We start from the raw sequence: 21,006 nt of genomic DNA on the forward strand, positions 1-21,006 counted from the left end.
TCTGAATGTAGCCATTTTTAGTCAAACATAACACCAAGGTCACTGGGTCTGACTCCTTTGGGGCCGGTTTTCTTTTTTTCAGTACCCGATCCGTTTGGCTTCAAGGCTCGTGATAAAGCTCTTTTCACCAAGGGGACGGGCAGTTATCCCATGCTTTTGTAGTGGAGTTATCTTATTTAAGAATGAAAAAACCAGCCCTGGGTACTTTAATATGGACAGCTAATCCATTCTTGGCGTGAATCGGCATCTGTCTGCCGATCTGGCCTGCATCAGTCGAGTAAAGACATGTCAGTGCCGTATTTCCCTCATGAATAGCGCTGTCGATGGTTATCCACACGGAAATATCTTTATTGGGATCTGTATTTATTCCGCACACGAACTCCTGTTCGGAAAAAATTCTTGACCAGGCGACAACCCATTTGAGCTCGTTGTTAATGGGTTGCGGGTAAAAGAAATCAACGCCGGTATGGGAAACCTGACGCAGGAACTGCCTTCCCCGACGTAAAGCGATGTTTTCCTTTTTGCCGCGTATTGCACAGACACGTTGGATAAAGGCAAATATTTCGTGGGTTTCATTGAAAAAGTGTTTGCCGGTGCTTTGCAGTGAACCAAAGTTACCGCCAAACATACATTCCCGCAAAAAGACGTCACTGAAGTTTTTATCGTCCTTTCTTTGATCCGCACCGTTGAATCCCTGTTCGGTGCCATAATAGAGACAAGGGATACCGATGCTGGTAAGGTTGAGTCCGAGAGCCGGCCGGAGCAATTGATAACTTTCCATCGAATCACCGCAAAACCGGTATTTATGATCTACGCCAACCTGATCGTGATCGTCGAACATGGTTACCACGTGTTTGGCATACCACTGGTGGGTGTTCTTGTCGTCCTGAAGACTGTTCCTGAACAAATCGAAATATCCTTCCTGATCAAGGGTTTCCGGGTTGCCTGGGCTTCGTTTTCCTTTTGCCAGGTTTTCGAGTTTGTCAGGAATATCATTGATCCCCAGTGCGGCGTCGAGGCCTGTATAATTGATAATATTGAAGGCGTTGGATCGTCCGCCAGTCACCTCACCAATCAAGTAAAAATTCTCCTTGCCCAGTGATTGGGCATATTCGTGAATTACATTGGCGAATATACGAACCGCGCCGGGTTCCATGTGTTTTACTGTGTCGATCCGGTAGCCGTCAATATCGGCATAGCCGATCCAGAATTTATAGATATCACACAGGTAGTTGAAGCCCGGAGCGCCTTGAAAGGAATCAATTCGTTTTTTCAGATCCCAGGCCATTGCCGGGTCCTTGATTGCGGAACCATGTTCGATCTCCTTCAATTCACAAAAATCGCCTTCAATATATTCCGGAAAAGCATCCCAGGATCTAATTTCTCCTTTACGGGTCCAAATCTTTTGATCCTGGAATTCTATGGGCCAGACCGCTGAGGTCGGCCATTCAGATTCATGGGATGATGCCATATCAAGATAACCGCCGCCATCTTTGCGATAGCCTTCCACAGGCCATACCTGCCCCTGGTAATAATAATAGCGGTCTCCTCCTTTGTAGGCAAAAATATCCCCGGCATGGTTGAGGATGATATCGAGTATGATCCTGATGCCCTTATCATGGGCTGCCTCAACTAACTCCTTAAGATCCTCTCTGCTGCCATAGCGGGGATCTATATTGAGGAAATTAAATGTTCCGTAGCCATGATAGCTTCCGCTTTGGGGAAGCTGTTCAAATATGGGGTTGAGCCATAAGGCGGTTATCCCCATGCGTTTCAAATAGCCGAGTTTATCCTCAATTCCCTTGATATGTCCGCCGCACCAGGTTTTTCCGGCATTGAACCAAGTTTCCCGATCAGCTTTCCAGGCATCGTTCTGGAGATTGAACAGAGGGGTTGTTCTTAAAGCGGACTTTTGAACCGGATTTCCATCTATATCGTTAAACCCCCCAAATTCTTTGCCATTGGAAAATCGATCGACAAAGAGAAAATAGAGTACCTCGTCTTCCCATGCAATTGGAGACGGATAGTAAGTTCTACCTTGTTTCAATGTATTCCAATTGATTTCTCCCAGACTTTTTTCAATATGCGTATTAATCATACTCGCCTCCTTTGATAGGTGATTACAATGACAATCCTATTATTAAAATTTTTCGGATACTTTCGCCCTGGTCTTGCAGGTTTAATAGTTGTACACAGTTCTGCCTTAGGTGAATGACATTGACTGATAGAGAGGACAAATATGATTTAGCCAAATTCAGTTATGTTGTTTGGGGACTTTTTTATAGATTATTGATGTTTTTGTCCTCAAAAAAAGAATTATAACCTTGATCTGGAATGTTTGGGGTCAGATGTTTGGGGGTCAGACCCTGATTATCGCTCTTGAAAAGCATTTAAAGTCAATAATTAAGGTCTGACCTCATCATGTCGATAAATAAGTGAGCTGTCCCCCCCCCCCCCCCCCGATTCATAAGCCAATTTAAAAAATTAAAAAGGCCACTCTGGATTCCCGGTCGAGTGTGAAACAAATGGTCGGCATTTTTTTACTCGTATCCACCGCTTTCATTTGTAATTTTTGGATGTTGTCCTTGTCTCGGGTATACATGAAGTTTTAACCCGCTTGAGCATTTAATGCAAAAATATCCATCAGAGTTCAATTCGTCTTTTGAAACCACCTCTTCGCAGTCCCACCCATAAGTATTAACAGCATGCCAAGCTAAATCAGCTTTCGTTAAATTTACGCTTGTCGTCGCTTTTCGGATGTCAATGTCATATGATGATTCAATTGCTTTTGTTGGTTCTTTTATTTTCTCTACATGATCTTCACAAGATGTTAATAACAAAATCATTGTGAGTATAAATAAGATTCTAATTGACATGATGATCATATTCTCCTCCACTTTGAATACCAACGGACTGCTCTCTTGCAGGTGTGTAGCGGCAGCGGAGCACCTGTTCGCGTAAAGCATGATGTTGGGTAATCAGTTATTTTACTTGGCTCACAACGCCATTTTTAATCGTAATAAGCCCATCCATTGATTCTGATTTTGTGGAGCCTATGCAGATTACCCGTATATTTACAGTCCCGTCATCTGATGCGTATGCATAGCTTCCAGAGCAGGGTTTAGGTAAATCCCTAAGAAATTTTTCGGCCCGCGCTACATCTGAAGAATTTGCTTTATGAGCATCCAGAAATTTGGTCGAAGCAAATACACTCGTAGCTGTAAACAATACCAAACAAAAAATCAAAATTTTGAAACGCATTTCTCACCTCTCTTAATTTTAAAAGCCCAATAGTTAATTAGGCATAATGGGGGCCAATATGGTAATGTGCGGATTCTGTTTATTCCTTTTATAATTTACAATTCAGTCTTCATTTTTCCAAAGTAAAATGGGCTCCCGGTTTTAAAATTAGAACGATTTAAGCGATTACACCCGGTCATTACAAAAACAGAATCAAGATAAAATAGAGATTACCCCCCCCCAATTGATTTCGTATCACTAACCAGGATAAATGTCTATCAGGGAAACCCCTATTTTTTGATGTTTTTAGGATAAATGGGGTGAGAGCAAAATTAAATAGGTGGGGACTTCGCGATTATTAATGGAGATTTCCGAAGTGTAGAAGACTAATGACCTTGCAAGCGTTTTACACAAATTTTACACAGCTGTCTTGCAATCTTTTTCCGGGTCAACTATATGGGCTCCATGAGTTTAAAACGTGTAGATATTGCCGTGGTCGGCATGTCCGGTATTTTCCCCGGTGCCCGTGATATTCGGCAGTTCATTGCCAATGTCATGGCAAAAAAATCAAGTGTAATCCAGGTTCCCCCAGACCGGTGGGGTGTGTCCGCTGACATCATGGTGGACAACCGCGCCGGCACGCCGTTGCCGGATAAGGCCCGCAGCAGGTTTGCAGGGCTGATTTCCCAATCGGTGTTTAATCCTTCCGATTTTGATTTTTGCGGGGCGGATATGGGCGGGCATGGTCTGGATAATGATTTTTTCCATGCCCTGGACCCGGTTCACCATTTAGCCCTTGCCGCCGGCATTGATCTTATGGCCAATGCCCGGCTTTCCAAAGCAAACCGGGCGCGCACAGGGATTGTGCTGGCTGCCATTGCCCTGCCCACACCGGGCGCATCGCGGCTGACCCGAGATCTTTTTTTGGCGCCAAATCCTGCAATGCCCTCCCGGGAACAAGCCTGGGGCGCCGGCATGCTGTCGGCGCCTGCGTCAATTCTGGCAAGGCTGTTGGGCTTGGCCGGCGGCAGTTTTACCCTGGATGCCGCCTGTGCATCTTCTTTGTTTTCCATAAAGCTTGCCTGCGAACAACTGCTCTCCGGAAGGGTGGACGCCATGGTGGCCGGCGGGGTATCCCGGCCCCAGTCCCTCTACACCCAGGTGGGATTTACCCAGCTCCAGGCCCTGTCGCCCACGGGCCGGTGCGCTCCCTTTGACCGGGATGCCGATGGTCTGGTGGTGGGGGAGGGTGCAGGCCTGGTCCTGCTTAAACGCCTGAACGATGCCCTGGCCTGCCAGGACACCATCCACGCCGTGATTAAAGGATGGGGGGTGAGCAACGATATTGAAGGCAACCTGGTGGCTCCGGCCAGTGAAGGTCAGGTCCGGGCCATGACCGGTGCCTTTGACATGGCCGGTTGGTCTTTTGATGATATCCAGTACATGGAGTGCCACGGTTCCGGAACCCCCAAGGGGGATCAGGTGGAAGTCCACAGTATCATGCAGATGCGTCAAAAATATCAGTGCATGGATACCGCCTTATCCATTGGTTCGGTAAAGTCCAATATCGGCCATCTGCTGACCGGTGCCGGCGCTGCCGGATTCATTAAAACGATTATGGCCATGAACCAGCTGCTGCTGCCGCCATCCAACAATTTCAATGCGCTGCCTGATGACTCCCCTTTTAAGAATAGCGGTGTCAGGGTCCAGGATCACCCTTCTGCCTGGATACCTGCCCGCGACGGCCGGCCTTTGCGGGCCGCAGTATCCGCCTTTGGGTTTGGCGGCATCAATGCCCAGATTCTTGTGGAATCTTTTAAGGCTCAATCACGTCCTCATGCGGTGGGTGTTACACCTGCCTCGGCCCCAAAAAGCGTTCCCTGTGCCATTGTGGGTATGGGGCTGATATCAGGTGGTGCGGAGTGCCTTGGGGATTTTTCCAAGCTTATTTTGGGCGAAAAATCCACTGTAGGCCGATCTGGAGAAAGCCGATGGCGCAGGTTTGATCATCTGCCCCCTGAAGTCCGCAGGGGGTTAACGTTGTTCATGGATGATCTGAGCATTGATCTCAAAGATTTTAATATCCCCCCCAACCAGATGAGCCAGATTTTGCCCCAGCATCTGATGATGCTCAAAGCAGCCCTGGCAGCCCTGGCAGATGCCGGTATCTCTGCCAAACCGGATGCGTCACAACCACCCCGGGTAAACATGGGCTGTGCCGTGGGCATTGAATTTGATTTCGGGGCTACGGACTACCATTTAAGGTGGCAAATTCAGGGGCAAAAAAAAGGTGTATCCAGTGACCTGCTGGACACCGTCGGGCCGTCACTCAATTTTGGTTCAACACTGGGTGCCCTTGGGGGCATTGTGGCCTCCCGCCTGGCCCGGGCATTTAAACTGGGCGGCCCCTGCTTTACCCTCTCTGCGGATGCAGCTTCGGGAGTAACGGCCATTGATATTGCCGTTAAATCCCTGTCCACAGGCGAGACTGACACCTTTTTATGTGCAGCCGTGGATCTTGCCGCTGACATCAGAAGCTTTACCCGGGATCTGGTTTTGAGCGGCACGGACCCCATGGCCCTGCCTTCGGAAGGGGCTGTGGCCATGGTACTCAAACCCCTGGATGCGGCGCAAAGGGATAATGATCGGATTTATGCCGTGATCAATGGTGTGGCAGGTGCCGGCGGCGCTGCACTTGCCGGGGAAACCGGTGAGCAGGCCCATGTCTCACGGTCAACGGCTGTCCAAAATTCTTTACAAAAGGCTCTGGATCATGCCGGTATGGATTTAAAGGATATCGGGCTTGGTGCAGTGACGCACAGTGCGTCTCACTTTCTGGGGGCAGGGGAGGTCTGCCCACTTGACAATGCTTTGCCGATTTTCTGTCCGTCTGCTTTGTCCGGGCATACCGGGGCTGCCGCAGGCCTTTTTACCGTTACGGCTGCAGCATTGTGTCTTTACACCCGAAAATTTCCCGCGCCTTTGCACAAGTTACCCGGCGTTCCCAAGACAGCTGTGGCAGGATGCCTGACCCGGGATGGTATTGCAGGGCATGTTATCTTGTCAGGCTGCCATCATTCAGGGCCAGGTGCCGACACCTGTCAGGCTGCGCAGACCCGGGAGAAAAACGGGCATACATCCACCTGCATAAGGATTCCTGTGACCCGTCCGCCTTTTCCCAGGGCCTTGATTGCCAACGAGGCTTTTGAACCCGCCCGGCAGGAAACTTCTTTTGATCTCTGCACTGAGCCGCCCAATATGCCACTGCCATTTCCCTGTGACACACTCCCGGGACTGCTGGCCCATACCCAGGAGATTACGGCCAGAGCCCATGAGCGCTTCCTGGAATTATCCGCCCAAAACACCCAGGCCATGGCTGAACAGCTTGCCGCTATTGCCGGTGCAATGCCAAATGGCCGGAATCCGTCAATGGATCTGGAACCGGTCTTTGCGCCCCAGGATATTTCCAAGATTCCCGACCTGTTTATGGACCGGGACCAATGCCTTGAATTTGCCGTGGGAAAAGCCGGAAACGTGCTGGGTCCCGATTTCGATATCATTGACACCTACCCGGTCCGGGTGAGGTTGCCGGATGAACCGTTGATGCTGGTGGACCGGATTATATCCGTGCATGGCGAAAAACTCTCCTTAACGTCCGGAAAAGTGGTCACCCAGCATGATGTGCATGAAAATGCCTGGTACCTGGACGGTGGCAAAGCCCCGGTCTCCATCTCCATTGAAGCGGGCCAGGCCGATCTTTTCCTTTGCTCCTGGCTGGGCATAGACCATGTGGTCAAAGGAAAACGCAAATACAGGCTGCTTGATGCCAAGGTGACCTTTCACCGCAGCCTGCCCGTGCCTGGTGAAACCATTGAATACCACATTGAGATAGACCGCTTCTTAAGGCAGGGGGAGATCTATCTTTTCTTTTTTCACTACCAGGGATATATTAATCAGCTGCCTTTTATCTCCATGCGGGATGGATGCGCAGGCTTTTTTACCGAACAGGAGGTGGAAAATTCCGGGGGCATTATCCTGAAAAAAGAAGATAAGGAAATGAATCTGCCGGGACCGCCGCCTGCATGGTTTGCCCCGGTGAAAAGGTTAAGCCTGAATGATTCGCAGGTGGATGCACTTCGCACAGGGGATCTTGAAGCAGCGTTCGGCACGGATTTTAAAGGAAAGCGCACCGGAAGAGACCAATGGCTGCCCGGCGGGCCCATGCGCCTGATCCACCGGGTGCTTGATTTGGACCCCGGAGGCGGTCGGTTCGGTATGGGCCGGATTATTGCCCAGGCGGATATCCATCCCGATGACTGGTTTCTGACCTGCCATTTCATTGATGACATGGTGATGCCGGGCACCCTGATGTATGAGTGTTGTGCGCATACCCTGCGGGTCTTTGTCCAGCGAATGGGCTGGGTGCTGCCCCATGACCACGTCTGTTATAATGTGCTGGAGAAAAACGAGAGTGATTTGAAGTGCCGGGGGCCTGTGATCCGTGCCACGAAAAAAGCCCTTTACGATATTGAAATAAAAACAATCGGGTATGAACCCCAGCCTTTTGTGACGGCGGATGCTCATATGTTTTCAGATGATCTTGAGATTGTATTTTACAAGGATATGGGAATGAAACTTGAAGGGGCGACTCGCCTGGATCTTGGGGCGTACTGGAGGAAAGCATGAAGTACGACAAGGTGTTTATTGAATCCTTTGGATATGAGCTGGCACCCCACATCGTGACCAGTCGGGAAATTGATGAAAAACTCGCCCCTTTTTTTGAGGCTGTGGGATTTGTGCCGGGCCAGCTGGAGGCTTTAACCGGCATCCGGGAGCGCCGGTACTGGGATGAGGACCATACCCTGGCCGAACATGCGGCTGTGGCAGGGAAGCGGGCCCTGGATGAAGCAGGTATCAGTCCCAAAGAACTGGGGGCCCTGTGTTTCTGCGGGGTGTGCCAGGACGGGTTTGAACCGGCTACATCCTGTGCGGTGGCAGACAAGATCGGGGTGGGGCCGCGGACCCATGTATATGATGTAAAATCTGCCTGCCTTGGCATGATTACGGGCATGGTTCATGTGGCCAATGAGATTCAGCTCGGGCATATTAAAGCAGGACTGGTGGTCTCCTGCGAGTCGGCCCGGCAGATTGTGGACGCCACCATTGAAGAGATTAACACCCATAAAAGCATTGATTTTTACAGAGAAGCTGTGGCTACCATGACCGGCGGCTCCGGGGCTGCGGCAATTCTGCTCACCGACGGAACCCTGGGCAAATCCTCGACCCAGCGCCATGCGGTCAAAGGCGGGGTGGTGAACAATGCCATCCGTCACTGGGCGCTTTGTTCCTGGGGATTTGAAGATAAGGGGATGCCTACGGATTCAAGGGTGATCATGCGTACCAATGCCCAGAAAGTGCTTGACCACGGCGTGGAACTGGTCGTGGAAACTTATGAATTGTTCCGCAAAGAGTTCAATTTGCCTGCGGATAAACCGGATAAAATAGTTGGTCACCAGGTGGGGGAGGGCCATCACAATAGATTTTATACGGCCATGAATATTGACCGGAAAAAGGATTTTTCAACCTTTCCTTTCCTGGGAAATGTGGGCTCCGTGTCCCTGCCGATTTCGGCGGCCATTGCCGATGAACGCGGGTTTTTTGTGCCAGGAGATTTTGTGGTATTTGTGGGGGTTGGGTCCGGACTTAACTGCTATTTTCTGGGGGTGGAATGGTAACAAGAATTATCAACGGGCAGCGGACTTCCACCACAGGGTTTGAGCGCCTTTATCCATTTGGACCCCATTATGCCAGGATTAACGGGCATCAAATGCATTATGTGGATCAGGGAAAAGGCAGGCCTGTACTCATGGTCCACGGCAACCCCACCTGGTCCTTTTATTTTCGTCATCTGATCAGAGGATTGTCCGGCCGTTTCAGGACCATTGCCCCGGACCACATCGGGTGCGGATTTTCAGATAAGCCTTCGGCGAAAACTTATGATTACACCCTGGATCAACGGGTGTCGGATCTGGATGCCCTGATCCGCCGGCTGGATATCAATGAAAAAATATCGCTGATCGTCCATGATTGGGGTGGGATGATCGGGCTTTCCTGGGCCCTGGACAATCTGGAACGGGTGGACAAAATTGTTATCACCAATACCTCGGGATTTTTTCTGCCGGCTTCCAAACGCTTGCCGGCAGCGCTTTGGATCATTAAATATCTTTTTCCCTTTGCCGTGCCTGCTGTTTTAGGCGCCAACATATTTGCCCGGGGTGCCTTATATCTTGCCGCCGAAACCCGGCTGTCCCAATCCGTGAAAAAAGGTCTTGTTGCCCCATACAACAGTTGGCAAAATCGCATTGCCACCTTAAAATTTGTCCAGGATATACCGATAACAGCAAAAGACAGAAGTTATGCCAGGGTTCAAAAAGTCGATCAAGGCCTTTGCGCCCTTGACCCGGATCGGTTAATGTTTTTATGGGGAACCCGGGATTTTGTTTTTGATATTCACTTTCTTGAGGAATTTAAAAACAGATTTCCCCGAACCTCTGCCCATGTATTTGAGGATGCCGGTCATTACCTGTTCGAAGATAAGCCCGGTCCATGCCTTAAATTGATTCAAAAATTTTTGTCCTGACATTTTCTTCTTTTTTAGATTTTGACTTTCAGCCCCATTCCGGATAAATTGGGACCGGGTAAATATTAGGTGCTATGGGACTATTAAAAAAGAAAAAAAAAGATGAGTCGTCGGAACCGATCGAACAGGCCCAGGGCAAAGATGGCGGTGATCCCAAGGCCGCTAAAGCCAAACCTAAAAATAAAGGTTTGTTCAAAAAGCTGATTATTCTTCTGCTCATTTTGGGAATACTTGGCGGGGGCGGATTCTTTGTGTACACCAAATTTTTAAGTTCTGATAACCAAAACGACCTGGGTTATCAACCTGGAACCCTTACCCATGTCTCCCTGCCCGGGGAGATACTCGCCTTTTGTTTTGCCCGTATGCCCGACCTTTACGATGCCCTGGTGGCATTTAACGGTGAAATGGATTTGTTTGAGGCTGAAATTGCCCGTATTGATGCAGTGGCCACCAAATATCCGGATCAAAAGAAAATTGCCGACGGCCAAAAAAAAATATGGGAAAAGGGAAAGGATTCTTTAAAAAAAACTTTTGAAAAGTTGGAAAAACCCATTAAAGAAACCTTTGTATTGTTCCAGGTCAACCAGGCTGCGGGACAGGAAAAAATTGATCAAACTGCTGAACAGATGATTCTGGACGCCGGTGACGCCCTGAAAAAAGCCCAAGAACAGACAGCCCCGCTGAAGAACGCCATGCCCAAGGCCCCCGAAGGCATGGTCAAAGGAACCCTGTATAAAATAAAAAAAATGTTCTTATGACACGCTATACAAATATTGCCCAAAGCCTGAAACACTCCGCGCAAATCTATCCATTCAAACGGGCCGTGGTCTACCCGGCCTCACGGGATAGCTCCGGGCGCGTCCTTTACAGCCAACTGACTTTTTCCCAGCTTGACCGGCAGTCCGACAGCCTTGCCGCAGGGCTTGACAGCATCGGCATTGGCCGGGGAACCCGTACCATTTTAATGGTACCCCCGGGTATGGAGTTTTTTCTTACGGTGTTTGCCATGTTCAAAGTCGGGGCTGTGCCGGTGGTGGTGGATCCCGGCATGGGGATTGACCGGATGTTGCAATGCCTTGTCCAAAGTCGACCCAAGGCATTTATCGGTATTGAAAAGGCCCATGTGCTTAGAACCCTGCGCCCCGGTTTTTTTAAGACCGTGAAACGATGGGTGACCGTGGGCAGAAAGTGGTTCTGGGGCGGCTACACCCTGAACCAGTTGATGAACAGGTTCCCGGGCGCGCCTTTCAAATCGGTACAGACCACGGAGAACGAAACCGCTGCCATTGTATTTACCACCGGCTCCACAGGGCCTGCCAAGGGCGTTATTTATACCCATGGAAATTTTGAGGCCCAGATTCGTCAAATCCAATCCCATTTTAAGATTTCAGCCGATGAGATTGACCTGCCCACCTTTCCGCTTTTTGCACTGTTTGATCCTGCCTTGGGGATGACGGCGGTGATTCCGGACATGGATCCCACAAAACCGGCCCTGGTGAATCCCGTAAAAATTGTCGAAGCCATAGAAAATCATGGCGTGACCAATATGTTTGCATCCCCGGCCCTTTTGAACCGGGTGGGAAAATACGGTAAGGAAAACGGCATCAAACTGCCCTCATTGCGCCGGGTGGTCTCTGCCGGCGCACCTGTCAATCCGGCCAATATTGAACAGTTTTCATCCATGCTCTCCGATGATACCCAGATTCATACACCTTACGGGGCCACGGAAGCGGTTCCTATCATATCCATCGGCTCCCATGAAATCCTTTCGGAAACGAAAAAACTTTCGGAATATGGTTTTGGCATGTGCGTGGGCCGGCCCATTGGAGATACACAGGTGAAATTGATCAAGATTTCAGATGAGCCCATCACCCGGATCCAGGATCTCATAGAGGTGCCTGAAAACAATGTGGGGGAAATCGCGGTAAAAGGAGATCTTGTGACTGAGCATTATTTTAACGATGCCAATGCCGATCTTCTGGCGAAAATACCGGATACGGACGGCAAAATATGGCACAGGATGGGAGATTTGGGCTGGAAGGATTCAAAGGGCAGAATCTGGTTTTGCGGCAGAAAGGCCCACCGGGTTGAAACCGGAAAAGAGACCTTGTTCTCCATCCCCGTCGAAGCCATATTCAACAATCATGAAAAGGTCTACCGCAGTGCGCTCGCAGGCGTCGGCCCTAAAAATTGTCAGATTCCGGTGGTTTTTGTGGAGCCTTTTGAAAAAATATCCGATGAAAAGCAATTTATCCGGGAGCTCTCCTATCTTGCCCATAAAAATCCTTTGACCGCCGGGATTAAATACATTTTCATTGAATATAAATTCCCGGTGGATATTCGACACAACTCCAAAATTTTCAGGGAAAAACTGGCAATCAAGGCCCAGGAGCTAATCAGTGGATAAGATTCAAACCATGAAACGATGAAATAGAAAATTCCCTGTGACCGCGTAATCGGCAAAAACGCAAAATTAACCGGATTTGCCGGTACTCTTGATATTAAGCAGGCGCTTCTGGATCTGGAACGGTTCTGAAACCGTCATGTTATGTTGTGGGTGGAAAGTGCATCAGCGGCTGCCATGCACACGGCCACCGATGACCGGGGGGCTTCGGCTGAAAATACTGCATCTTCTTTTAAAAACGTCGCACGCCAATGGGTTTCGGTCAGACTTTTGGGGCACATATCTTTTAACTGAAAGGTAAAGCCTTGGGTTTCAAGAATCCCGGCAAGTTCCATGGCCGCATTAATGTTATAGACGGCCTGATCGGGAACTGACTCGCCAAGAAGCTGTTTGAGTTGTTTTTCTAAACGTTCAATTGCTGATTCGGACATTATGTTCTCCCATACAAAGGTGGTTCTATTTTCTCAATTCATTGCTCATAGCTGTTTACCAACTTCTGGAGTGTACGCCGAATCAGGTGACGGTGAAAAGGAATTTTTAATTTTGGAATGAATAAAAATTGATATGCGATAGTATCGGTTCTGTGAAAGGGGTGAGACCGAATTAATTAGCCGACCTCACCCCACTCAATTTACTTTGCCAATTACCCTTCAAGTTTGAATGAGACTTTTAATTTTACCCGGTATCCCACAATCCGGTTGTCTTCAAGCCGCATATCCATTTCTGTCACCTGGGCCACCCGCATATCCCTCAAGGTTTTATCGGCGGTTGACACAGCTGCCTTGGCGGCATCCTCCCAGGATTTTTCGGAAAACCCAACTAATTCGATGATTTTGTAAACGCTATTTTCCATGATAACCTCCTAAAAATTAAAAGTTCGGGTTTACTAACGATAAAATAGCACATAAGAGACTTTAATAAGCTGCCTGAACGCATTTGAATTTGAGATTTGAATGTGCCAATTCCACATTAGCTTTATAACAACGGAAGTCTTTGTTTGAGCTTTATCCAGCACGACCTGCAATTAACAACTGATGCGATTTTCCCAGCAGGAACAATAAAACGTCACGGTATTGCGAAAAACAGATGTGTGCATTTTGAGGTAGAGAAGCAACTTATTAATACTATTATACAGACAGTATATTAATTTGTGTAGACTTTTTTTCAAACGCCTGCTGGAAGGAGAACAAGCTCTTGAATGAATTTTCTACATAAATCGATACTGTGGGGATGATGGTAAATGCCGCCCTCATGATCCATTCCTCTGGGAATGCCGTCTGTTAAGAACATCCGGATTAAAAGGATGCTGGCCTTGTATCTGTCCATTTTCCCATGGCAGCTGTTTTCAATGTCTAAAACTTCGCCGGCACTTAACGCCTCAGGCAAAACACCATTTGGCTCCACACAGAATTTAAGAAAATTTAAAATTCTTGCCAGGCGTAAAAGCGTGACCGCTTCAAGCCTGGAAGTCCTATCCGGCACTGGAAAGGCTGTGGAGCGCATTAAGGTAAACTCATTGGGCAGCAACTGCTGTTGTTCACACAGGGTATAATCCGCACTGCCCGGGGCCGGATAATAAATGGAGAGGCCGGCAATGGTTCTTCTGGCCGCAAGTGCCAAAAGATCATTTAAGGTGGTTTCTGCTGTCTGAGCTGGAGCGGCCCCAATGAGATAAGAGACACAATCCATATCCAGTTCTTTGGCGATCTCCAGCACCCTGTCATGGGCATCTCTGACGTCAGGGCGTTTAAAGCGCTTTAACTGGGTTGCACTGAAAGAGCCCACGGACAGGTTCAGGGTTTTGAAGCCGGATGCTTTCATGGCCGTCAGGATCTCGGTGTCAAGGGATGGGGGAAAAAGCCCGTTCATGGCCCGAAGTTCAATATCCTCTCCCTTGAATATTTGCCGGATGCCGTGTAAAAGCTCCAGTACCCATGATTTTTTAAGGGTTAGGTTTTCATCCTCAAAATCAATGAAGCCAATCTGTTTAGACCTGGCCTGCAATTTGATTTCATCAAGAACATCATTAACCGGGCGCATCCGAAAATTCGCGTAATTGCTGGATGCAGACACCGCGCAATATGAACAGGAAAAAGGACACCCTCTTGACGCCACAATGGTGATGGCTGCTTTTTTATTGCGCCGGTAAAAGTGCCAGTCGATTTTATCCAAAGCATTCTGGTCAAGCCCATGGGGAGAATCTGCCCAGGCCGGCGGATTGAGTACAATACCATTGCCCAGCCTGAAACCGATGCCGTTGATTTGTCTTAAATCATCTGCGTCAGGTAAGCTGCCTGGGGGGTGGCTTTTTAACAGTTGTGCAAGCTGTACCATGGGCGTCTCGCCTTCTCCCTGGATGACAAAATCAATCTCGTCGTTTTCGAGGCAGTTTTTGGGAAACTGGGTGGCATGATGCCCCCCAAGAACAATAAAGGCGTTGGGCCAGAATCGTTTCACGGCCCGTGCCGTGTCCAGGGCCTGGTCCCAATAAGGGGTGAACAAGGCAGATATGCCCACTAAAAAAGGCTTTTCCTGTTTGACCAGATTTGCAATATGCTCAAAACTGTAGCCAAAGTGTCTGTAATGGTGGAACAAGGAGAACAAGGTAATATCGGTTTTCCCGTAATAGGGAACCAGGTGATCAAACCCTTTCGGGTATTCAATAATCTTTGATTTATCCCTGGCAAGCGCATCAATGACGGTGCATGAAAATCCGGCCTGTTCCAGCTCCTTGGCAATACAGGCCAGTCCGTAGGGAATGGTGCGTTTCTTTGTCAGGTAAAATTCCCGGATGGGCGGGGCGATTAATATAACATCCGGCATGGGCTGTGTGCCTACTTTATTTTGGGAAACAGAGCAATGGGTACAAGGCAGGCCAGCGGGATAAATGCCGTACATTTAAGAACGATGGTCAGTCCGAAAATATCTGCCAGCCGGCCTATTCCCGGGGCAATGACCCCGCCAAGCCCATAGGCCAGTCCCATCATGAGGCTGGCTGCCATGGCCCGGGATCCCGGCGCAAGCTTCTGGGCCATGACCACGCCTAAGGGCATGGGGGCCAGCACAAAAAAACCGGAAAGAAAGGCACCGGTGTATGCCCCCAATCCCGGCATGTATAAAAACATCAAAAGAGTCGGGGGCATGAGCAGGTATGACAGCAAAAAAACAGGCTTAAACCCGAACCGGTCTGCGCAATAGCCTGCGGTCAGTCCGGACAGGGTCCCGGCAATGGTGAAAAGCGCAATGATTACCCCCACAGAGGGCAGGGTATGGTCCTGACGGGTCAGGTAAATGGGCATGAAGGTTAAAAATGTCTGGCCTACAACAGCTCGCAGCACCATGACCAGCCATATTAAAAAAATCGTTTTATACACCTTTCCAAAGGTGTGCTTCAAACTGTTGATAAATCCTAACCCTGCCATGTTCTCGGATACGGGTTTGGGCATATACTTCAGGCAGAATATAAAGGATACGAGACCCAATATCATGGTCCAGGGCATGGCAGATAAGCCAAACCGGCTCACATACGAGGTAATGAATACAGGACCCAAAGCAAAGGCCAGAGTTCCGCCGGTATTGAAAATAGACTGTGCAAACCCTGCCCGGTTTCCGGCATACAGATTCACCATACCCGAAGTGGATGGATGAAACATGGAGGAACCCACAGAGCCCAGACACAGCGTGGTTAGCAATATCCAATAATTGGGTGCGATACCGGAAAAGGGAATGACAAAAAAAACCAAAAACAATCCGGTGAGTACAAACCATCGGGTTTCGTACCTGTCAGCCATATACCCCACCACCGGCTGAACCACAAAAGCTAAGAAACGCACGGCACCGGTAATCAGGCCCACCTGGGTCAGGGTAAGAGACAGCTTGGCTTGGAATGCCGGCAGCAAAGGGGTGAAAAAGGATGAATAGAAATCTCCGGTAAAATGAACCAGGCTTAGAACCAGGACAATTTTATAATCAATTCTCTCCCCCCGGGGCAACGGTCCCGGAGTTTGGGCGGTACTCATGTGTGGGCGTCCTAACTCTTTAGGCGTTGGTTTTGTTCATATCTTGCCTTTGTCGGAAAGCGTGCGAAGCTCGGCTATGGTTTTTCCATAGTCAGGCGTGTTAAAAATGGCGGAACCCGCCACAAAACAAAGGGCACCGGCCCGGGTAACAGCTTCCATGGTATCATTGTTTACGCCGCCGTCCACCTGGATAATGGCATCGGAGCATGCATCAGAGAGCATTTCGGACAACGCGGTAATTTTATTTAAGCTCGAATCAATAAACTTCTGGCCGCCGAAACCGGGATTGACACTCATGATAAGGACAAGATCAAGCAGATCAATGACATATTCAATGGCGGACAACGGCGTGGCCGGATTCAGGGCAACGCCGGCCTTCACGCCTAAACTTTTTATCAGCTGCAGACTGCGATGCAGATGGGGGCATGCCTCGGCATGGACGCTGATGTAGTCGGCCCCGGCTTTGGCAAAATCCGGAATTCTGGCATCCGGGGTTTCAATCATCAGGTGTACGTCCAGCACCAGATCTGTGGCGCGTTTACACGCCTCCACAACAATGGGGCCGTAGGAAATGTTGGGCACAAACTGTCCGTCCATGACATCAATGTGAATCCAGTCTGCGCCGGCTTTTTCAACCGCTTTGACCTCTTCCCCCAAACGGGTGAAGTCAGCAGAGAGAACAGAAGGGGCGATCAGTGTCATAATAGTCTCCTATTTTAATTTTTCCTATTGCGTCTCATCCTGGCTATAAAAAATCCGTCCATTTCAAGATGGTCAGGAAAGGTTGTTTTATAAAATGTTTTAATCCCGGATTCGCAGAAAAAGGGCAGACGCGCTTCAAAACCTGAAGGGTCCGGGGAAAAATCCTTCCTCTTGTCCAAAAACCGTTGAATCACCTGGGTTGTCTCTTCAGGTTCACAGGAACAGACTGCGTATACCAGCACACCACCAGGTTTCACCAGATTGGCCGAGCCGTTAAGGATTTTTTGCTGCAGGGCTGCCATGCGGATAAGGTCGTTTGGTTTTCGTTTCCATCGGCTGTCCGGGTTTCTGGCAAGGACACCTAAACCTGTGCATGGCGCATCCACAAGCACCCGGTCAAAATAGGATGAAAAATCATTGAACCCGGCCTTTGCCATGTCTACATGGGTGGTGCGAATAATATCAATGTTCAAACGTTTGGCTTCGGTGTTCAAACGTTCGGCTTTTCTTTCACCGGTATCGTTGGCCGTGATGTTGCCTTTGTTTCCCATTTCAAGGGCCATATGGCAGGTTTTGGTGCCAAGGCCTGCACAGGCATCCAGAATGTTTTCGCAGGGTTTGGGGGCTAAAACCTGTACGGCAAGTTGGGCCGCTTCATCCTGAATCTGGAACAGGCCTTCATTAAATCCGGGCAGATCCGGTATGGCGATGCCGGGTGTCCGGACCTGAAGACCTAAGGGGCTGAACCGTGTTATTTGGGATTTGATCCCTGCTCGTTCGAAATTTGCAATCAACTCTTCCCGACTGTTTTTGCGTGGATTAACCCTGAGTGTCAGCGGGGGTAAATCCATCAAAGCGCCCGCAAGGGTCAGCGTTTTTTCTTTGCCATATCTTGCAGCCCAGCGTTTACCAAGCCAGGATGGTATGGAAAAGGCCGCAGCAAGGTGTCCGGGTAGGTTTTTATCTAAACAGGGCAGGGCAATCTTTTTGTGGGATCTGGATATATTGCGCAAAACCGCATTGATGAAGCCGGAAGCCTTTTTGCCGCAGATAGCTTTTGCAAGTTCAATACTGGTATCGATGGCTGCAAAATCAGGGACCCTGTCCAGGAAAACAATCTGGAATACCCCAAGCCGCAATATGGTTTTTACCTTGGGATCAATCCGGTCAAAGGCAAGTTTAGAGCAGTGGCCAATCAATTGATCAATGCGTCCCCTGTGTCTGAACACCCCGAATACAATGGCATGGCAAAGCCCTCTATTCTTTTGACTTAAGCGTTCAAGCGACAGCGCCGCATCATCAACGGCACGGTCAAGGGGCAGGAAGGGCTTTTGCCCTGCTTCAATCAGGGTAAAGGCGAGATAACGTGGATCAGTGGTCATGCTCATTCAAAACAGGCCGGCAGATCAATTTTATTTCCACAAAGAAATGCGGCTGCATCAAGGCGCTTTCCTGAACTTCCCATCAGTTCAAGCACCTGGACCACACCGTTTCCCGCAGCCACAAACAAGCCCTTGTCATTGCAGCAGACAATGGTGCCGGGCAACGCGGATGACGGAATGGATAAGGATGACAAAACAGCCTTGAAAATTTTAAGGCGTTTCCCGCAAAGTTCCGTAAAGGCCCCGGGCCAGGGTGTCATGGCGTTGATGTGAGCGCAGACAGACCTTGCACTGCCGTTCCAGTTAATGCGGCCGTCTGATTTTTTAAGCATGGTCACATAAGTGGCGTTTGAATGATCCTGGGGAACAGGGGTAACCTGATTGTGTTCAATGCCGTGGATGGTTTTAATAATAAGGTCGGCACCCATCAGCGATAGTCTGTCGTGCAGCATTGACGCGGTCTCTTCAGGATCCACAGGCGTTGTGTCCATCAACAGAATATCCCCTGCATCCATTTTTTCAGCCATGACCATGGTGGTCACGCCGGTATGTTCATCCATGTTTAAAATTGCCGCCTGGATGGGGGAAGCCCCTCGGTATTTTGGCAAAAGGGAGGCGTGGATATTTATGGGGTATTTTTGCGGGATATCCAGCATCTGCCGTGAAAGGATCTGTCCAAAGGCAACCACGACAAAATAGTCGGGTTTAAGACCGGAAATCAGCGATATTCCTTCCGGGGTATTTATTTTTTCCGGCTGGTACACCTCAATGCCAAGGTTCAATGCGGCCTGTTTGACTGGGGAAGGGCTAAGTTTTTTTCCGCGGCCTTTGGGCCGGTCCGGCTGGGTTACTGCCAGTAAAATGTCAAACCCCGGATCTTTTGCCAGGGCCTCTAACGCCGGGACAGAGAATTCCGGGGTTCCCATAAAAACAATGCGGGTCTTTTTCATTTTTCGTTTTTCAATTGTTTTAACCGTTTTTTCTTATACATGGCCCTTTTCAATGCAGAAATCCTGTCAATAAACAGGATACCGTCAAGATGGTCAATTTCATGCTGCATGATAACGGACATAAGCCCGTGGGCCTCAAACTCAATGGTTTCGCCGTCAATATTCATGGCCCGTACCGTGACGCTTGCATGCCGCCTGACATCGGCCCGGTAGTCAACAACACTTAAGCACCCTTCTTGTTCAGAGATAAAAGTCTCTTTGGATTTGGACAGGATTTCAGGATTAATCAGTGCGATAAATGTTTTGTCTTCAGGGTCTTTTTGTTCATCTGCTGCATGGGGGTCATAAACGATAACCCGCCGGTTTACGCCGACCTGGGGGGCGGCAAGGCCTACCCCCGAATCATGGAACATGGTCTCACCCATATCCTCAACAAATGTTTTCAGCTCCTCATCAATGGTCTCAACAGGCACTGAGACCATTTTTAAGGAGGGTTCAGGAAAAGTGACAATATCAAGAGTAGCCATTTATTTTAAAATTTCCTTTGCTTTTTCAATGTCCTTTCTGATCTGGTCGGACAACTGTGCAATACTTGAAAATTTAATTTCATCCCGAAGTCGTTTCACCATATTAACGCGTATCCGAGATTCGTATATATCTTCTTTAAAATCAAGGATATGAACCTCAATGGTGAACATCCCATCCCCAAAGGTAGGGGAAAAACCAATATTGGCCACACCCTTGAAGTTACCGTGAATGGTTTCAACAGTTACCGCATAGACCCCGAACTTGGGACACAGTTCATCATGAAGTTTTATATTGGCCGTGGGAAAGCCAAGCTGACTGCCGCCGCGCTTGCGGCCCTTTATCACCTTGCCCCGGATCTGGTAAAATCGTCCAAGATAGTTCTTTGCCCGGTCCACATGGCCGTCCATGACAAGTTCTCTGATTCTTGTGCTGGAAATGCGCTCCGTGTCAGTTTCAACATCCCGTATCCAGTCCGGTACAATGGTCTCATACCCAAGTTCTCCACCCTTTGCTTTGAGCAGCGCAACATTACCGGCCCTGTTTTTTCCAAAGCTATAATCAGGGCCGATAACTATGGTTTTCATGCCGATTTTTTTTACAAGAATATCTTCGATGAATTCCTGGGCTGATATCTGTGCAAAGGATTTGTCAAAGGGTAGACAGATCAGCACGTCTATGCCCGAGGCTTTTATCAGTTCGATTTTCTGGTCCCGCCGGGTGATTAACGGGGGGGTGGAAATTCCCAGAGCTCTTAACGGGTGGGGTTCAAATGTCATGGCTATGCAGGTGCCGCCAATTCGGCGCCCCGTTTCAATCACCTGGTTCAACAGGGCCTGGTGACCTTTGTGCACACCGTCAAAATTACCAATGGTAATAACGGCGTTGTTAAAGGGGGCCTTAATCTGATTCAAGTCTTCAATTAATTCCATGTCGTCCTTTAAAATTCAAACAAAATACTATTGACAAACCAAACAAACGCATATATATATCTCAACCATCGCTTTTACGCAATCTTTAAATGGGCTGTCTACAAAGCGATCCTGAGTGTGCCGAAGTGGCGGAATTGGTAGACGCACTAGTTTCAGGGACTAGCGAGCGTACGCTTGTGGGAGTTCGAATCTCCCCTTCGGCACCACCTCAA

The 21,006-nt window shown here is 48.9% G+C and carries 18 protein-coding genes and 1 tRNA gene; 7 read left to right on the forward strand and 12 right to left on the reverse strand.

Annotation, left to right across the window (positions count from 1 at the left end; genetic code table 11):
* Positions 1-172 precede the first annotated feature (172 nt).
* The 3 genes from DESPODRAFT_RS10460 to DESPODRAFT_RS20040 all read right to left on the reverse strand — a co-directional run bounded on the left by DESPODRAFT_RS10460 (position 173) and on the right by DESPODRAFT_RS20040 (position 3,261).
* Complete coding sequence (locus DESPODRAFT_RS10460; RefSeq protein ID WP_004073385.1) at positions 173-2,098, reverse strand: alpha-amylase family glycosyl hydrolase; 1,926 nt, start codon at positions 2,096-2,098, stop codon at positions 173-175.
* Positions 2,099-2,540: 442 nt separating this feature from the next.
* A complete protein-coding gene (locus DESPODRAFT_RS10465; RefSeq protein WP_157488470.1) occupies positions 2,541-2,876 on the reverse strand; it encodes a hypothetical protein in 336 nt (111 codons plus the stop codon).
* A 106-nt stretch (positions 2,877-2,982) separates the two neighbouring features.
* On the reverse strand, positions 2,983-3,261 hold the full coding sequence (locus DESPODRAFT_RS20040) for a hypothetical protein (RefSeq protein ID WP_004073387.1): 279 nt from the start codon (positions 3,259-3,261) through the stop codon (positions 2,983-2,985).
* A gap of 444 nt (positions 3,262-3,705) precedes the next feature.
* Between DESPODRAFT_RS20040 and DESPODRAFT_RS10470 the strand changes: the two genes are divergently transcribed.
* From DESPODRAFT_RS10470 to DESPODRAFT_RS19470, 6 genes are all read left to right on the forward strand, one after another.
* Entirely contained in the window at positions 3,706-7,926 is a 4,221-nt protein-coding gene (locus DESPODRAFT_RS10470; protein ID WP_245531892.1) for a hotdog fold thioesterase, read from the forward strand.
* Positions 7,923-8,975 (forward strand): 3-oxoacyl-ACP synthase III, encoded by a 1,053-nt coding sequence (locus DESPODRAFT_RS10475; RefSeq protein ID WP_004073389.1) that lies wholly within the window; start codon positions 7,923-7,925, stop codon positions 8,973-8,975. Before DESPODRAFT_RS10470 ends, DESPODRAFT_RS10475 begins: the two co-directional genes overlap by 4 nt.
* The gene (locus tag DESPODRAFT_RS10480) at positions 8,969-9,880 is read left to right on the forward strand and encodes an alpha/beta fold hydrolase (RefSeq protein WP_004073390.1); all 912 of its coding nucleotides are present in this window, start codon (positions 8,969-8,971) and stop codon (positions 9,878-9,880) included. The genes DESPODRAFT_RS10475 and DESPODRAFT_RS10480 overlap by 7 nt, the downstream gene beginning before the upstream one ends.
* A gap of 74 nt (positions 9,881-9,954) precedes the next feature.
* Positions 9,955-10,638, forward strand: coding sequence for a hypothetical protein (locus DESPODRAFT_RS10485; RefSeq protein WP_004073391.1), 684 nt, complete (start codon positions 9,955-9,957; stop codon positions 10,636-10,638).
* The gene (locus DESPODRAFT_RS10490; protein ID WP_004073392.1) at positions 10,635-12,287 is read left to right on the forward strand and encodes a fatty acid CoA ligase family protein; all 1,653 of its coding nucleotides are present in this window, start codon (positions 10,635-10,637) and stop codon (positions 12,285-12,287) included. The genes DESPODRAFT_RS10485 and DESPODRAFT_RS10490 overlap by 4 nt, the downstream gene beginning before the upstream one ends.
* A gap of 30 nt (positions 12,288-12,317) precedes the next feature.
* On the forward strand, positions 12,318-12,416 hold the full coding sequence (locus DESPODRAFT_RS19470; RefSeq protein WP_371905022.1) for an MGMT family protein: 99 nt from the start codon (positions 12,318-12,320) through the stop codon (positions 12,414-12,416).
* Positions 12,417-12,421: 5 nt separating this feature from the next.
* On the opposite strand, the gene DESPODRAFT_RS10495 is transcribed toward DESPODRAFT_RS19470, so the two are convergent.
* The 9 genes from DESPODRAFT_RS10495 to DESPODRAFT_RS10535 form a co-directional block, all read right to left on the reverse strand.
* Entirely contained in the window at positions 12,422-12,715 is a 294-nt protein-coding gene (locus DESPODRAFT_RS10495; protein WP_004073393.1) for a hypothetical protein, read from the reverse strand.
* A 212-nt stretch (positions 12,716-12,927) separates the two neighbouring features.
* The gene (locus DESPODRAFT_RS10500; protein ID WP_004073394.1) at positions 12,928-13,137 is read right to left on the reverse strand and encodes a dodecin family protein; all 210 of its coding nucleotides are present in this window, start codon (positions 13,135-13,137) and stop codon (positions 12,928-12,930) included.
* 311 nt (positions 13,138-13,448) lie between these two features.
* Entirely contained in the window at positions 13,449-15,107 is a 1,659-nt protein-coding gene (locus DESPODRAFT_RS10505) for a B12-binding domain-containing radical SAM protein (protein ID WP_004073395.1), read from the reverse strand.
* Between the two features lie 11 nt (positions 15,108-15,118).
* Positions 15,119-16,303, reverse strand: a complete 1,185-nt coding sequence (locus tag DESPODRAFT_RS10510) for an MFS transporter (protein ID WP_004073396.1) — start codon at positions 16,301-16,303, stop codon at positions 15,119-15,121.
* Positions 16,304-16,339: 36 nt separating this feature from the next.
* The gene (gene rpe, locus DESPODRAFT_RS10515) at positions 16,340-17,005 is read right to left on the reverse strand and encodes a ribulose-phosphate 3-epimerase (RefSeq protein WP_004073397.1); all 666 of its coding nucleotides are present in this window, start codon (positions 17,003-17,005) and stop codon (positions 16,340-16,342) included.
* A gap of 14 nt (positions 17,006-17,019) precedes the next feature.
* Entirely contained in the window at positions 17,020-18,387 is a 1,368-nt protein-coding gene (gene rsmB, locus DESPODRAFT_RS10520; RefSeq protein ID WP_245531893.1) for a 16S rRNA (cytosine(967)-C(5))-methyltransferase RsmB, read from the reverse strand.
* Between the two features lie 2 nt (positions 18,388-18,389).
* Complete coding sequence (gene fmt, locus DESPODRAFT_RS10525) at positions 18,390-19,337, reverse strand: methionyl-tRNA formyltransferase (protein WP_004073399.1); 948 nt, start codon at positions 19,335-19,337, stop codon at positions 18,390-18,392.
* Complete coding sequence (def, locus tag DESPODRAFT_RS10530) at positions 19,334-19,864, reverse strand: peptide deformylase (protein ID WP_004073400.1); 531 nt, start codon at positions 19,862-19,864, stop codon at positions 19,334-19,336. Before def ends, fmt begins: the two co-directional genes overlap by 4 nt.
* Positions 19,865-20,794, reverse strand: coding sequence for a bifunctional riboflavin kinase/FAD synthetase (locus tag DESPODRAFT_RS10535; protein WP_004073401.1), 930 nt, complete (start codon positions 20,792-20,794; stop codon positions 19,865-19,867). It lies immediately after the preceding gene.
* Positions 20,795-20,913: 119 nt separating this feature from the next.
* Here DESPODRAFT_RS10535 and DESPODRAFT_RS10540 point away from each other — a divergent pair.
* Positions 20,914-21,000 (forward strand) — tRNA-Leu (locus DESPODRAFT_RS10540).
* Positions 21,001-21,006 lie beyond the last annotated feature (6 nt).

Origin of the sequence: Desulfobacter postgatei 2ac9, from assembly GCF_000233695.2 — a bacterium.
Taxonomy (GTDB): Bacteria; Desulfobacterota; Desulfobacteria; order Desulfobacterales; family Desulfobacteraceae; genus Desulfobacter; species Desulfobacter postgatei.

Excerpts from the sequence above, each read along its gene's own strand:
- DESPODRAFT_RS10460 (WP_004073385.1), bottom strand. The coding sequence starts at position 2,098 with ATGATTAATACGCATATTGAAAAAAGTCTGGGAGAAATCAATTGGAAT.
- fmt (WP_004073399.1), bottom strand. The coding sequence starts at position 19,337 with ATGAAAAAGACCCGCATTGTTTTTATGGGAACCCCGGAATTCTCTGTC.
- DESPODRAFT_RS10490 (WP_004073392.1), top strand. The coding sequence starts at position 10,635 with ATGACACGCTATACAAATATTGCCCAAAGCCTGAAACACTCCGCGCAA.
- DESPODRAFT_RS10470 (WP_245531892.1), top strand. The coding sequence starts at position 3,706 with ATGAGTTTAAAACGTGTAGATATTGCCGTGGTCGGCATGTCCGGTATT.
- DESPODRAFT_RS10535 (WP_004073401.1), bottom strand. The coding sequence starts at position 20,794 with ATGGAATTAATTGAAGACTTGAATCAGATTAAGGCCCCCTTTAACAAC.
- DESPODRAFT_RS10475 (WP_004073389.1), top strand. The coding sequence starts at position 7,923 with ATGAAGTACGACAAGGTGTTTATTGAATCCTTTGGATATGAGCTGGCA.
- DESPODRAFT_RS10465 (WP_157488470.1), bottom strand. The coding sequence starts at position 2,876 with ATGTCAATTAGAATCTTATTTATACTCACAATGATTTTGTTATTAACA.
- DESPODRAFT_RS10510 (WP_004073396.1), bottom strand. The coding sequence starts at position 16,303 with ATGAGTACCGCCCAAACTCCGGGACCGTTGCCCCGGGGGGAGAGAATT.
- rsmB (WP_245531893.1), bottom strand. The coding sequence starts at position 18,387 with ATGACCACTGATCCACGTTATCTCGCCTTTACCCTGATTGAAGCAGGG.
- def (WP_004073400.1), bottom strand. The coding sequence starts at position 19,864 with ATGGCTACTCTTGATATTGTCACTTTTCCTGAACCCTCCTTAAAAATG.
- DESPODRAFT_RS10495 (WP_004073393.1), bottom strand. The coding sequence starts at position 12,715 with ATGTCCGAATCAGCAATTGAACGTTTAGAAAAACAACTCAAACAGCTT.
- DESPODRAFT_RS10480 (WP_004073390.1), top strand. The coding sequence starts at position 8,969 with ATGGTAACAAGAATTATCAACGGGCAGCGGACTTCCACCACAGGGTTT.
- DESPODRAFT_RS20040 (WP_004073387.1), bottom strand. The coding sequence starts at position 3,261 with ATGCGTTTCAAAATTTTGATTTTTTGTTTGGTATTGTTTACAGCTACG.
- DESPODRAFT_RS10500 (WP_004073394.1), bottom strand. The coding sequence starts at position 13,137 with ATGGAAAATAGCGTTTACAAAATCATCGAATTAGTTGGGTTTTCCGAA.
- DESPODRAFT_RS10505 (WP_004073395.1), bottom strand. The coding sequence starts at position 15,107 with ATGCCGGATGTTATATTAATCGCCCCGCCCATCCGGGAATTTTACCTG.
- DESPODRAFT_RS10485 (WP_004073391.1), top strand. The coding sequence starts at position 9,955 with ATGGGACTATTAAAAAAGAAAAAAAAAGATGAGTCGTCGGAACCGATC.
- rpe (WP_004073397.1), bottom strand. The coding sequence starts at position 17,005 with ATGACACTGATCGCCCCTTCTGTTCTCTCTGCTGACTTCACCCGTTTG.